The following is a 12,939-nucleotide window of genomic DNA, read 5'->3' as shown; positions in this document are numbered from 1 at the left end:
CATGATCTGGGCGTTCGGCTACAACGTCGCCGCAATTCCGATGGCTGCCGCGGGTCTGTTGAACCCGATGATCGCCGTCGCCGCGATGGCGTTCTCGTCGTTGTTGGTAGTGTCGAACAGCCTGCGGCTGCGCAACTTCGTTCTGACTCAACGAGACTTGGAGAGCTGCCGCAGCATCGCCTCGTAGTGATGTGCCCGTTGCGTGATCAGCAGGCCACCATGAGCATCACCGGCAATCCGCCTGCTGACCACGACGACCGCGCCGGCGCTGGCCGCTGCGAGCCTGCGGGACGCGCTGCGTGACGTGATTGATCCGGCCCTCGGCATCGGAGGTGGCGGGGATGACAACGGAGACAAGTGCGCCGAGGCACACCGCGCTCGCCAGCGTGGCCGTGAAGTAGCCCGACGATTAAGAGCTCATGGTGGGATCGGAGTCTACGAACGCTCGTCGTAGCAGCCTCTAGGCGGCCGAATCGTGGCTGCCTCGGGGGTGACGACGCAGGGCCTCTAGGAGGTCTCCGGATGCGCCCGTCCCCGGCGAGGGGCGCTGGGGACGGTGGGTGCGCCAGACGAGCAGCGCCAGCAATGTAGCCGCTGCGACCGGTAGGTGGCTGACGACCCGAAGGGTGGTCACCTGCCCGGCCAGCAGGTCGGCGACTACGTAGTACGACAGAAGCGCCGCATAGGCCACCAGTACGCAACTCAGGCCCAGTGCCACGGGCGGGCGGATCGCGGCGGCTATCGCCGCAACACCGAGCGCCGCCGACCACGCACTCGATTCGTTGAGAAGGTGGGCTCCCGTCGTAGTTCCGTGATGGGCAGCCACCATGCCGAAGTCCACGCCCGCGGCCTGAGCCACGGCAAGGCCGAGCTGAATCATGCCGACGACGCCCAACGCGCAGCGCAGCACGCGGTGCGGGGCCGCACTGGCACTGGTGTCCGGAGCCTCGATGGGCACGCTGTGGACGCGGCTGGCGGCGGCCATGCGGCGCAACTGCAGCGCTTGCTGCTCGGCCTTGGCGTACCAGGAGGCGCACAACGGGCAGGAGTCAAGATGCTCGTCGACGCGCGCCGACGGCACCGGCTCGCGTTCGCCGTCGATGCGGGCCGAGAGCGCTTCTCGTGCCACCTCGCAGTCCACGCGTCCATCGTTGCACTAGCCGCTGCTGCGCCACCCGGCGACGCCGACCGCGATCATCCGCAGTTGCTTGACGGCGATGCGCCTGATCTCCTCGATCGCCGCGGGATCATGGGCATCCTCGAGCGCCTCGGCGATCGAGATCATCGCGTTGACGAACAGCGTCGCCAGGATGTTGAGGTCCTCGCTGCTCCAGGTTTTCAGACCGGGGAAGCGGGCCAGGTCGATCGCGAGTTCGGAAGTGATCAAGCGGATTTCGGTGCGGATCGCATAGCGCAGCACGGTCACCCCGCTGGAGCGCTCACGGGCGATGAAGCGCCAGTGCTCGCGGCGCTCGTTGACACTGTTGATGAGGATCTCCGCCGAGGATTCGATGACCCGGTTCGGATCGAGCTTCCCGGCGCGCGCACCGCGCAGCATGTCGCGCAGCGACCGGAAGGACTCGTCGATGAGCACCAGGCCCAGCGCGTCCATCGACTCGAAGTGCCGGTAGAACGCCGCCGGCACGATGCCCGCTTCCCGGGCGACCTCACGCAGGCTCAGCGCGGAAAAGCTGCGCTCCTCCAGCAGCTTGAGCGCGCCGGCAATGATGGCGCGGCGGGTGGCGTCTTTGCGCTCCTCACGGGTGAGCACGTCTCGGGAACGCGACTGCCTGGGACGTTGTGTTCGTGAAGTGGGCGTACGTTTGTTCACTGCTGTGAAGCCTACCACAACCTGCGTATATGCCATTGACAGCGCCATGGAGTGGCCTGCACAGTGTACGTATGTTCACTCAAGCATTGACGCAGGGCATCCGGGACAGGGTGCTCGGCTCGCCCCTGGTGAATCTGCTCACCGGGCCGCATGGCGTCGACCGCTACACCGAGCTGGTCGAGCCGACCTGGACGCTGGGCGACGCCCGCGCCAAGGTGGTCGCCGTGCGTCGGCAGACGCCACGCAGCGTCACCCTGACTTTGGAGCCCAATCGGGCCTTCGCCGGCTTCAAGGCCGGCCAGCACATCAACCTCTGCGTCGAGATCAACGGCCGGCGCCGCACCCGGTGCTATTCGCCGGCCAGCGCCGAGGGCAGCCGCTACGTCGAGCTCACGATCGGCCGCCACGACGGCGGGTTGGTCTCGAACTACCTGTGCGACCACGCCTATCCGGGCATGGTGCTGGGGCTGGACTCGGTCGGCGGCGATTTCGTCATGCCCGATGTGCGGCCCCGGCGCATCCTGTTTGTCTCCGGTGGCAGCGGTATCACCCCGGTGATGTCGATGCTGCGGACGTTGCAGGTCGAGGGCTTCGACGGCGAGGCGGCGTTCATCCACTACGCGCGTCGCGCCGAGGAAGCCTGCTACCGCGACGAGCTGGACGCGATGCCGGGCGTGCGTGTGCTACACGGCTACACGCGTACGACGGACGCTGCCGATCTGGACGGGCACTTCGGCCCGGAGCATCTCGCAGCGGCTCTTGCCGACTGGCGCGCGGAGCCTGATGCGGTCTACGTGTGCGGGCCGCCGGCGCTTGTCGACGCGGTTCGCGAGCACTGCCCGAATGCGCAGTGGGAGAGCTTCGTCCCGCCGACCTTCACCGCGCCGGCCGAAACCTCCGGCGGCACCGTGAGTTTCACTGCCAGCGGTGTCGAGGTGACCGATGACGGCCAGCCGCTGCTGCTGCAGGCCGAGGCCGCCGGCCTGACCCCGGAGAGCGGATGCCGGATGGGCATCTGCCACAGCTGCACCCGATTCAAGACACGCGGTGCGGTGCGCAACCTGATCACCGGCGCGGTGTCGGGCGCCGACGCCGAAGACATCCAGATCTGCATCACCGCGCCCGTCGGTGATGTCGACATCGACCTCTAATTGGAAGGACACGTCATGTCCAACACCACAATCACTCTCACCCCCGAGCAGGCCGACGCGTTCGGCCGTGAACTCGACGCGCTCAAGGAGCGCGTGATCGCCGACCTCGGCGAGCGCGACGCCACCTACATCCGCAAGATCATCAAGGCACAGCGTGCGCTGGAGGTCGGCGGTCGAGCCCTGGTGTGGTTTCCGCTGACCTGGCTCCCCGGAACCGCCATGCTGGCGATCTCGAAGATCCTGGACAACATGGAGATCGGCCACAACGTGATGCACGGCCAGTACGACTGGATGGGCGATCCGGCCATCTCCAGCAAGGCCTTCGAATGGGATACGGCCTGCCCGGCCGACCAGTGGCGACACTCACACAATTACATGCACCACACCTACACCAACATCGTCGACATGGACCGCGACATCGGTTATGGCATCCTGCGGATGAGCGAAGACCAGAAGTGGAGCCCGTACTACCTGGGCAACCCGGTCTACGCGTTCCTGCTGATGGTGCTGTTCCAGTACGGCGTCGCGTTGCACGAACTGGAGACCGAGCGCATCCGGGCCGGCGAGATTTCCATCGCCGACAAACGGGAAGTGCTGGAGGGTATCTGGCGAAAGACCAAGGCTCAGACGCTCAAGGATTACGTGGCGTTCCCGCTGCTGGCGGGTCCGTTCGCGCCGTTCGTCTTGGCCGGGAACCTGACGGCCAACCTGGCGCGCAATGTCTGGGCGTTCATGATCATCTTCTGCGGGCACTTTCCGGAGGGCACGCAGGAGTTCTCCATCGAGGAGACCAAGAGCGAATCCCGCGGCCAGTGGTACTTCCGCCAGCTGCTCGGTTCGGCAAACCTGACCGGTGGCAAGCTCTTTCACATCCTCAGCGGCAACCTGTCGTTCCAGATCGAGCACCACCTGTTCCCGGACATCCCGGCGCACCGGCACGCGGAGATCTCGGTCGAGGTGCGCGAGATCTGCGAACGCTACGGGGTGCCCTACAACACCGGCCCGCTGTACCGGCAGTTCGGCACCGTGGTGCGCAAGATCATCAGGCTGGCGTTGCCGTGGGGCAGCAAGCCCAAGGCCGAGCCGGCGGTGGCGGCCGAGCCGGAACGCGAACTCGCGCAGGTGAACTGATCGCTGCGACGCGCACCACGTCGGCGATGAAGAACCTCATTGCCGGCTCGCGTCAGCGCTGACAGGACGGGCACCAGAACCTGACCCGCTCGCCGCTGTTGTCGGTCTCGATCGGCGTGCCGCAGCGGCGGCAGGGCTGCCTGGCGCGGCCGTACACCCACAGCTCGCGGCCGCGGCGGGTATCGCCGGTGGTGCATCGGTTCCAGCGGGTGCGGTTGAGCCACAACATGTCCCGCGCCCGCTGCACCAGGCGCAGGGGATCGGCCACCGCCTTGACGGGGGCGTCCGGCAGATAGCCGGTGACGAAGCAGAGTTCGTTGGCATAGACGTTGCCGACGCCTGCCATCACCCGCTGATCGAGCAGCGCCTCAGCCACTGGGCGTTCTGGGTCGGCGGTCAGGTTGGCCGCCGCTGTGCGCGGATCCCAGTTGTCGCCGAGCAGATCGGGTCCGAGGTGCGCGACGACGTCGACGTCGCTCTCGCGATCGAGGATCTCGAGCACGCCGAGGTCGATCCCGAGCACTCGAACGTCGGCTGCTTCCAGGATGATCCGGACGCGGTGATCGGCGCGCGCTCGCGTCACCTTCCAACTGCCGTCCATCTTCAGATGCGAATGGATGCTCGCCGGCCCGACCCGGATGAACAGGTGCTTGCCGCGGCTGAGCACCTCGTCGACAGTGTGTCCGGTCAGGTCCACGGTGGCGTAGCGCGGCACCCGGATATCGCAGCGGGTCAACGTCTTTCCCACCAGCGCAGTCCGTAGCGACGCGGCGGTGTGGAAGACGGTGTCGCCTTCGGGCATGGGCACACCTCAAAGCGCGGGCGGTTCGATGCGTTCGGCGGTGGCAATCCGGTCGATTGCCCGATCGAACGACGCCACCCGGCGTACCCCTGTCGATTCCGCACACGCGACCAGATATGCCTCAGCGAAATCAAGCCTATCGATCTCGTACACCTCCGGTGCTCTCAACAACAGCGCCGGATCAATGCATGCGATGGAATCGAACGCCACGAGCGACCGCACCGCCTGGGCGACTTCAGCTCGAGGCGCCTCGTAGTACGACTCGAGGACGTAGACCGTCTCGGCGGCAACCAAATCGGTCAGCAACAGTTGGGGCTCGCGGCCGAGGTACGCCGTCGCTCGCTTGGCCAACTCGGGTGGGTCGCCGCGACGTCCATCAGCATTTCCGTACCCAGAGACTGTTGTAAGGATATCAGCGCAGCCGTAGACCCCGTGGGGTACGGGCGAAGCCGGCACCCGTCAGGGCATCCTGCACCGCGGCTCGCTCACCATCGGCACCCGGTTCGAGCACCGGCACGCCGTTGACCTTCTCGACAAGGAACGAGCCCACCCGTCCCGAACTCACCAGATCGGCCAGCGCCGCTGCGGCGGCAACGTGGGCTTCGCCGTCGCTAGAAAAGCTGAGCAGCGAGCGTCCGCCCCGCTCGAGGAACCACACCAGCTTGCCGTCGACCAGTGCCACCAACGCGCCGGCCTTGCGGCCGGGACGGTGCGCGGCGTCGTCCTCGCTCGTGCGGGTCGGCCACGGCAGCGCCGCACCGAACGGATTGGCGGGATCGGCGGCCGCCAGAACCACAGCGTGATACGCGGGCCGCTCCGGGTCGACACTGTCCAGGTAGGACCGCAACCGGTCCACCGTCGACGCCACCGCGAACTGTGCCCCGCCAAGCGATTCGACGAAGTAGCCACGCTGGCAGCGGCCGGCGTCCTCCATCGCGGTGAGCACCTTGTAGAGCATCGCGAAACCGCCCGGCACCCCTTCCGCAGCGGCTGCACCCTTCGTCAGAACACCGTGCCGATTCAGCAAGAGCTCGGCCTGAAAGTGCGCCCGCACCGTCGAATCCGGCTCTGCGGCGGGAAGTGCCGACCACCGCCCAGCCACGGTCGGATCGACCTGACGGGCCGCGGCGTGCGCCACGCTGTAACTGCTCAGCCGCGGTGGTCGGCGGCGCTGACGATGTGCCGGCGCGGATCGGCGCCGCGTCCCCACCAGCATCGCCCGCACCGGCGCGAAGGTGTCGCCGGTCACCCTGCCCGCCCAAATCAGTTCCCAAAGCGCTTGTTTGAACTGTTCGCTGTCGCCGTCGGCCAGCTGGCGGAAGAAGTACGCGCCGCCTCCCGAGAGGACGTCCATGATGGCGCGGTGCGTCTCGGTGAACTCCAGCTCGGCCGGAGGGGCGAGTGTCAGCGGCGCGGCGTCGGCCGCGTGGAACGCGATCCAGCCGTCCCCACCACCGATTTGGCCGGCACCCGACCACGTCACCTCCCCGGCGGCCAGCAATTCGTCGAGCATCGCGGGCTGATAGTCGCGGATGCGCTGCGAGAACACCAGCGGCTCGACCGCCGACGCCGGTATCGGCACCCCGGCCAACTGATCGATCACCGTTGCCAGCCCGTCGATGCCCGCATTGTGCGTCGAGCCCACCTGCTGCCAGGCGGGCAGGAACCGGCCGTAGGCGGCCGTGCTGACCGGCTCCACCTGCGCCCGCAGCGCGGCCAGCGAGCGCCGGCGCAGGATCTTCAACACGTCGGCGTCGCACCACTGTTCGCCCTCGACGTCGGTGAACTCGCCCCGCACCAGCCGGCCGTCCACGGCCATGCGGCCCAGCACGTCAGCCGCCACGCGCAAGCCCAGCCCGAAGCGGGCCGCGGCGTCCTGCGTGGTGAACGGGCCGCGGGTGCGGGCGTAGCGACCGAGCAGCTCGGTCAGCGGGTCGGCGACCGATTCGGTGAACGCCGCGGGCACGCCGACCGGCACGGCCACCCCGACGCCGTCGCGCAGCAGGCCGAGGTCTTCGACGGCGACCCACCACGTCTGGTCGGCGAACGACACCGTCAGCGCACGCTTGGCCGCGCGCAATCCGTCCAGCCAGCCGCCGACGTCGTCGGCGATCGCGCGCTCGGCGATCTCGTGTTCGGTCAGCGGACCCAGTAGCCGCAGCAGGTCGGCGACGCCTTCGGCGTCCCGGGCCGCGCGGTCGGGGTGCAGATGCTGTAGCTGCTGGGTGGTGGTGGCGATGACCTGCGGGTCGAGCAGCTCGCGCAGCTCGACGCGCCCGAGCAGTTCGGCGAGTAGCACACTGTCCAAAGACAGAGCCGCGGCGCGTCTTTCGGCCAGCGGGCTGTCGCCTTCGTACATGAACGCGCCGACGTAGCCGAACAGTAGCGACGCCGCGAACGGTGACGGCGTCGCCGTCTCCACCTCGACCAGCCGCAGCCGTCGCTGTGCCACCCGGTGCATCAACTCGGTGAGCGCGGGCACGTCGTAGACGTCCTGCAGGCATTCCCGCACCGCCTCCAGCACGATCGGGAAGTCCGGGTACTTGCGGGCGACGTCGAGCAGTTGCGCGGCCCGCTGCCGCTGATGCCACAGCGGCGAGCGTTTGCCGGGATGGCGTCGGGGCAGAAGCAAAGCACGGGCGGCACATTCACGGAAGCGGGAGGCGAACAGCGCCGAACCGCCCACCTCGGCGGTGACGATGGGCTCGATCTCGTCGGCGTCGAACACGAACAGCTCGGCACCGGGGGCCGCGTCTTCGGTATCGGGCAGCCGCACAATGATGCCGTCATCAGACGCTGTCGGTTTCTCATCGATGCCGTAGCGTTCCCGCAGCCTGCGCGACACAGCGAGCGCCAACGGACCGTGCACCCGAAGCCCGTAGGGAGAGTGCAGGATCACCCGCCAGTCGCCCAGCTCGTCGCGGAAGCGTTCCACCACGAAGGTGGTGTCACTGGGCACTGCGCCGGTGGCCTGGCGTTGATCGTCGAGCAGCTGCCACAGGTTGTCGGTGGCGTAGTCGTCGAAACCCATTGTGCGGCAACGCTGGACGAACTCGTCCTTTTCCAGCCGGGCCAGCTCACCGGTGAACTTGCCGACTGCGGCGCCCAATTCAGCGGGACGACCCACGCCGTCGCCGCGCCAGAACGGCAGCCGGGCCGGATGACCCGGCGCCGGGACGACGAGTACGCGGTCGTGGGTGATCTCGGTGATCCGCCAGCTGGTGGCACCCAGCGAGATCACGTCGCCGGGCCGCGACTCGTAGACCATTTCCTCGTCGAGTTCGCCCACCCGCGAGGGCTTTTCGGAGTCCGTCGCCAGGTAGACGGTGAACAAGCCGCGGTCGGGAATCGCGCCGCCGGATGTCACGGCGAGCCGTTGCGCGCCCGGCCGCGCGGTCAGGGTGCCGGTGTCGCGGTCGTACACCAGCCGGGGCCGCAGCTCGGCGAATTCGGTGGACGGGTATTTGCCGGAGAGCAGGTCCAGCGTCGCCTCGAACGCGCTGCGCGGCAGCGTCGCGAACGGGGCGCTGCGCCGAACGGCGTCGAACCAGCGGTCCGCATCCAGCGGTTCCAGCGCCGCGGCCGCCACCGTGTGCTGGGCCAGTACGTCGAGCGGATTCGTCGGGACCCTCATCGTTTCGATCTCGCCGGAGAGCATCCGCTTGACGGTGACCGCACAGCCGATCAGATCGGTGCGGTGCTTGGGAAAGAGCACGCCCGCAGAGATCTCGCCGACCTGATGGCCGGCCCGGCCGATGCGCTGCAGCCCGCTGGCCACCGACGGCGGTGCCTCAACCTGGATCACGAGGTCGACCGCGCCCATGTCGATGCCAAGCTCGAGACTCGACGTCGCGACGACGGCCTTGAGGCGTCCGCTCTTGAGGTCTTCCTCGACGAGGGCGCGCTGTTCCTTGCTCACCGACCCGTGGTGCGCCCGGGCGAGCAGCGGCTCGGCGCCGAAGGCCTGCCCGCTGCCCATGATGTGCGCCGGGGCGCCGCCGCCGACTTGGGGATTGCGGGGCGACGGCAGGTCGATGCCCGCCCGTTCGGCGTGAATCTCGTTGAGGCGCGAAGTGAGTCGCTCGGCCAGGCGTCGGGAGTTGGCGAAAACGATCGAGCTGCGATGCGCCTCGATCAGATCGACGATGCGCTCCTCGACGTCGGGCCAGATGGTGTTGTTCTCCAGATTCGCCATATCCGGCACCGGCACCTGCACCGACAGGTCGAACGTCTTGGCCGCGGGCGGGGCGACGATCGTCGTCGGCGCCTGCCCGGACAGGAACCGGGCGACCTCCTCGGGCGGGCGGACGGTCGCGGACAGCCCGATGCGCTGGGCGGGCTTGTCGAGGAGCCGGTCGAGCCGCTCCAGCGACAGGGCCAGATGTGCGCCGCGTTTGGTGGCCGCGACCGCGTGCACCTCGTCGACGATGACGGTCTGCACCTCGGCCAGGCTGTCGCGGGCGGCCGACGTCAGCATCAGAAACAGCGACTCGGGCGTGGTGATGAGGATGTCGGGTGGTTTGGTGACGAGCTCGCGGCGCCGGTTGGGCGGGGTGTCGCCGGAGCGGACGCCGACACTGATCGCCGGTGCGGGTACGCCGAGCCGGTCGGCGATGCGGCCGATGCCGGTCAGCGGCGTGCGCAGGTTGCGCTCGACGTCAACCGCGAGCGCCTTGAGCGGCGACACGTACAGCACGCGGGTGCCGGCGTGGACCGGTCGGGGCTCCGATGAGGCCAGCTGGTCGATGGCCCACAGGAATGCGGCCAGCGTCTTGCCGGAGCCTGTGGGGGCGATGACCAGCGTGTTGTCACCGTCGGCGATGGCCGACCATGCCTGCGCCTGCGCCGCCGTGGGCTCGGCGAACGTGCCCGCGAACCACTCCCGCGTCAGCGTGCTGAAGCGGGCGAGCGGGTCGGCTTTACGGGCCACACCGCCATCGTGCCAACCCCCACCGACAAGTCTGCGATTTCGGCGGTTACGGGCGGGCGGCGGCGAGGGCCTCGACCAGGTCGGCGGGGATTCCCGGGACGCGGCCGATCGCATCGAGCAGGGCGTGCGCGCAGGCGTCGGCGACGAATCCGGCGTCGATCGACGGGTCGATCAGCCGCCGACGGCACATCTCGAAGGTGAATGCGAGCCAGCCGTACACGGTGATCCGCAGATCGCGTTCCACCTTGGAGTCCAGGTCGCCGACGGCATCGGTGATGCGGGCCATGATCCGGTTGGCCTGACGCTCGTTGTTGGCATCTTCGATGGTGCGCAGCAGCGGGTCGGCGCCGCCCATGCCGACATAGGCCGCCCAGGCGCCGTGCGGGTGCTCCTCGTCGTAGCGCAGATACGCCAGCACACCGTCGCGGAGCTGTTCAAACAGGGTTTTGTCAGGGTCGGGCGGCGCGTTGGTGGCTTCGAAAAGGCGTTCACCCTCGGCGCGCACCACCTCGGCGAAGAACGCCCGCTTGTCGGGGAAGTAGTGATACATCAGCGCGCGCGACACCCCGGCGAGTTCGGCGATCTCGTCGATGCGCACCTCGTCGTACGGGCGCTGGCCGAATATCTCGGCGCCGAGCGCCAACAGTTCGCTGCGCCGGTCGTCGGGGGAGAGGCGACGGCGCGGTTCGGACATGCCGCCGATTCTAGTGAACACCTGTCCAACTAACTGCCCAGCGACCGCTGGTAGCGCTGCATCCCGGCGATCCAGCGGTCGTGATCCGACGCCTTCTGCGCGAACATCGTGGCGACCTTCGGATGGGGCAGCACCAGGAATCGGCCGTTCCGGACCGCGTCGACGGTCATCTCGGCCACCTGCTGCGGCTCAATGACCACACCCGACTTGGTGATTGAATCGCCGGCGAGCGACGAAGACTCGCGGGCCGCATCCAGCAGCGGTGTCTCGACACCCATCGGACAGACGCAGGTGACGCCGATGCCGTTATCGCCGTAGGTGATCGCCAGCCATTCGGCGAAGCCGACGGCGGCGTGCTTGGTGACCGCATAGCCGGCCGCACCGAGCTGGGTGAGCAGACCGGCCGCCGACGCGATGCTGACGAAATGACCGCTTTTGCGCTCCAGCCATTGCGGCACCAGCAGCGTGGCCGCCCGGATGTGTGCGCGCAGGTTCACGTCGATGATGCGATCCCAGTCCGACTCGGCGCCCAGGTCGGGGGCGCCGATGATGCCGGCGTTGGCGATGTAGACGTCGACATGGCCAAAGGTGTTGTGGGCGAGGTCAATCAGCGCCTGGATATCAGCGATGGCGCTGGCGTCGGCGCGCTGTGCCACGGCGTGGCCGCCACTAGCGCGAACACGCTCCGCCGTCTCCGCGGCGCCGTCGGCGTTTACGTCACCGATGACAACGTGCGAGCCGGCGGCGGCGAATGCCACCGCCAGCGCCCGGCCGATGCCTGAGCCACCGCCGGTGACGACGGCCGTCGTGTCCTCTAGATGCATGAGGGTTAACCGAAGTGCACGCCCTGTGCCAATGGCAAATCGGAGGAGTAGTTGATGGTGTTGGTGGCGCGGCGCATGTAGGCCTTCCACGCGTCCGAACCCGACTCGCGGCCGCCGCCGGTGTGCTTTTCGCCGCCGAACGCCCCGCCGATCTCCGCGCCCGACGTGCCAATGTTGACGTTGGCGATGCCGCAATCCGAGCCGTCGGCCGCCATGAAGCGCTCCGCCTCGCGGATGTCGGTAGTGAAGATCGCCGATGAAAGCCCCTGTGGCACAGTGTTGTTCAGCGCAATCGCCTCATCGAGGTCGTCGTAGGTCATGACGTAGAGGATGGGGGCGAACGTTTCGGTGTGCACCAGCTCCGTCTGCGCCGGCATGCGTACCACCGCCGGTGCGACGTAGAAGGCGCTCTCGTCACCGAGGTCGTGGCGTTCACCGCCGAACACCTCACCACCGTCGGCGCGGGCCTGCTCCAGCGCCCCGACCATCTCGCGATACGCGGTTTCGTGAATGAGCGGTCCCACCAGGGTGCCCTCCGCGGACGGGTCGCCGATCGGCAACGACCGATAGGCCGCCACAATTCGGGAGACCAGCTCGTCGGCCACCGAGGAGTGCACGATCAGCCGCCGCAACGTGGTGCAGCGCTGGCCCGCCGTGCCCGCGGCGGAGAACACGATGGCGCGCACCGCCAGATCGAGGTCCGCCGACGGCGTCACGATCGCGGCATTGTTGCCGCCCAGTTCGAGCAGCACCTTGCCGAACCGCGCCATCACCCGCGGACCGACCTGCTGGCCCATGCGGACCGACCCGGTCGCCGAAACCAGCGCCACCCGTGGGTCATCCACGAGCAGCTCACCGACTTCGCGGTCACCCTGGATCACCCTGCTGACACCCCGCGGCGCTCCGACGTCGTCGGCCGCCCGTTCGATCAGCGCCTGGCATGCCAAGGCGGTCAACGGCGTGAGTTCCGACGGCTTCCAGACCACGGTGTCACCGCACACCAACGCGATCGCGGTGTTCCACGACCACACCGCCACCGGGAAGTTGAAGGCGGTGATGACGCCGACAACGCCGAGCGGGTGCCAGGTCTCCATCAGCCGATGGCCTGGGCGCTCAGACGCGATGGTCTTGCCGTAGAGCTGACGTGACAGGCCCACCGCGAACTGGCAGATGTCGATCATCTCCTGCACCTCGCCGAGGGCTTCGGAGGTGATCTTCCCGGCCTCGATGGTGACCAGGGTGGCGAGATCGGCCTTGTGCTCGACGAGCAGTTCGCCCAGCCGGGCCACCAGCGCTCCGCGCACCGGTGCCGGTGTGGTACGCCACGTCGTAAACGCCTGTGCCGCTTCGGCTATCGCCGCGTCGGCCTGTTCCGGTGTCGTCGCGGCCATGGTGAACAGCACCTCACCGGTGATTGGGGTGCTGGCGGGCAAGCCGTACTCGCCGGGGCCCGCCAGCTCGGCCGTCGAGCCGACGGCGCGCAGGGCGTCGCGCACCCGCGCCCGCACGTCGTCGGTGGTGGGCAATGTGGTGGTGTGCATCGTGGTCATGGCGCCACCTTCTCGTAGTGCTGGTA

At 68.2% G+C, this 12,939-nt stretch carries 11 protein-coding genes; 3 read left to right on the top strand and 8 right to left on the bottom strand.

All coding sequences use genetic code 11. The features are described from left to right. Window positions 1-187, top strand: a 187-nt coding sequence (locus tag CWS39_RS10635; protein WP_142386825.1) for a hypothetical protein, incomplete at its 5' end; no start/stop codon positions are given. A 273-nt stretch (window positions 188-460) separates the two neighbouring features. On the opposite strand, the gene CWS39_RS10630 is transcribed toward CWS39_RS10635, so the two are convergent. Both CWS39_RS10630 and CWS39_RS10625 read right to left on the bottom strand, forming a co-directional pair. Further along, window positions 461-1,141, bottom strand: a complete 681-nt coding sequence (locus tag CWS39_RS10630) for a zf-HC2 domain-containing protein (protein ID WP_102142869.1) — start codon at window positions 1,139-1,141, stop codon at window positions 461-463. 15 nt (window positions 1,142-1,156) lie between these two features. Continuing rightward, window positions 1,157-1,831: a TetR family transcriptional regulator gene (locus tag CWS39_RS10625; RefSeq protein WP_102142868.1), complete on the bottom strand. Its 675-nt coding sequence runs from the start codon at window positions 1,829-1,831 to the stop codon at window positions 1,157-1,159. A 71-nt stretch (window positions 1,832-1,902) separates the two neighbouring features. Between CWS39_RS10625 and CWS39_RS10620 the strand changes: the two genes are divergently transcribed. Then, on the top strand, window positions 1,903-2,982 hold the full coding sequence (locus tag CWS39_RS10620; RefSeq protein WP_102142867.1) for a ferredoxin reductase: 1,080 nt from the start codon (window positions 1,903-1,905) through the stop codon (window positions 2,980-2,982). A 15-nt stretch (window positions 2,983-2,997) separates the two neighbouring features. Further along, entirely contained in the window at window positions 2,998-4,113 is a 1,116-nt protein-coding gene (locus tag CWS39_RS10615; RefSeq protein WP_102142866.1) for a fatty acid desaturase family protein, read from the top strand. Window positions 4,114-4,165: 52 nt separating this feature from the next. Here CWS39_RS10615 and nei2 read toward each other — a convergent pair whose 3' ends face one another. From nei2 to amaB, 6 genes are all read right to left on the bottom strand, one after another. After that, complete coding sequence (nei2, locus tag CWS39_RS10610) at window positions 4,166-4,915, bottom strand: endonuclease VIII Nei2 (protein WP_102142865.1); 750 nt, start codon at window positions 4,913-4,915, stop codon at window positions 4,166-4,168. A 9-nt stretch (window positions 4,916-4,924) separates the two neighbouring features. Next, a complete protein-coding gene (locus CWS39_RS10605; RefSeq protein WP_233213445.1) occupies window positions 4,925-5,266 on the bottom strand; it encodes a PIN domain-containing protein in 342 nt (113 codons plus the stop codon). A gap of 61 nt (window positions 5,267-5,327) precedes the next feature. Continuing rightward, window positions 5,328-9,845 (bottom strand): ATP-dependent helicase, encoded by a 4,518-nt coding sequence (locus CWS39_RS10600; RefSeq protein ID WP_233213444.1) that lies wholly within the window; start codon window positions 9,843-9,845, stop codon window positions 5,328-5,330. Between the two features lie 46 nt (window positions 9,846-9,891). Next, on the bottom strand, window positions 9,892-10,539 hold the full coding sequence (locus CWS39_RS10595; protein WP_102142863.1) for a TetR/AcrR family transcriptional regulator: 648 nt from the start codon (window positions 10,537-10,539) through the stop codon (window positions 9,892-9,894). A 29-nt stretch (window positions 10,540-10,568) separates the two neighbouring features. Further along, on the bottom strand, window positions 10,569-11,363 hold the full coding sequence (locus tag CWS39_RS10590) for an SDR family oxidoreductase (protein ID WP_102142862.1): 795 nt from the start codon (window positions 11,361-11,363) through the stop codon (window positions 10,569-10,571). Between the two features lie 5 nt (window positions 11,364-11,368). Next, on the bottom strand, window positions 11,369-12,913 hold the full coding sequence (amaB, locus tag CWS39_RS10585) for an L-piperidine-6-carboxylate dehydrogenase (RefSeq protein ID WP_102142861.1): 1,545 nt from the start codon (window positions 12,911-12,913) through the stop codon (window positions 11,369-11,371). Window positions 12,914-12,939 lie beyond the last annotated feature (26 nt).

Source organism: Mycobacterium hubeiense (assembly GCF_002838065.1).
GTDB lineage: Bacteria > Actinomycetota > Actinomycetes > Mycobacteriales > Mycobacteriaceae > Mycobacterium > Mycobacterium hubeiense.
This window is presented reverse-complemented; position numbering and strand designations above follow the sequence as displayed.

What these genes read in the sequence shown, in the direction of transcription:
- CWS39_RS10615 (WP_102142866.1), top strand. Translation starts at nt 2,998, where the DNA reads ATGTCCAACACCACAATCACTCTCACCCCCGAGCAGGCCGACGCGTTC.
- CWS39_RS10595 (WP_102142863.1), bottom strand. Translation starts at nt 10,539, where the DNA reads ATGTCCGAACCGCGCCGTCGCCTCTCCCCCGACGACCGGCGCAGCGAA.
- nei2 (WP_102142865.1), bottom strand. Translation starts at nt 4,915, where the DNA reads ATGCCCGAAGGCGACACCGTCTTCCACACCGCCGCGTCGCTACGGACT.
- amaB (WP_102142861.1), bottom strand. Translation starts at nt 12,913, where the DNA reads ATGACCACGATGCACACCACCACATTGCCCACCACCGACGACGTGCGG.
- CWS39_RS10620 (WP_102142867.1), top strand. Translation starts at nt 1,903, where the DNA reads ATGTTCACTCAAGCATTGACGCAGGGCATCCGGGACAGGGTGCTCGGC.
- CWS39_RS10590 (WP_102142862.1), bottom strand. Translation starts at nt 11,363, where the DNA reads ATGCATCTAGAGGACACGACGGCCGTCGTCACCGGCGGTGGCTCAGGC.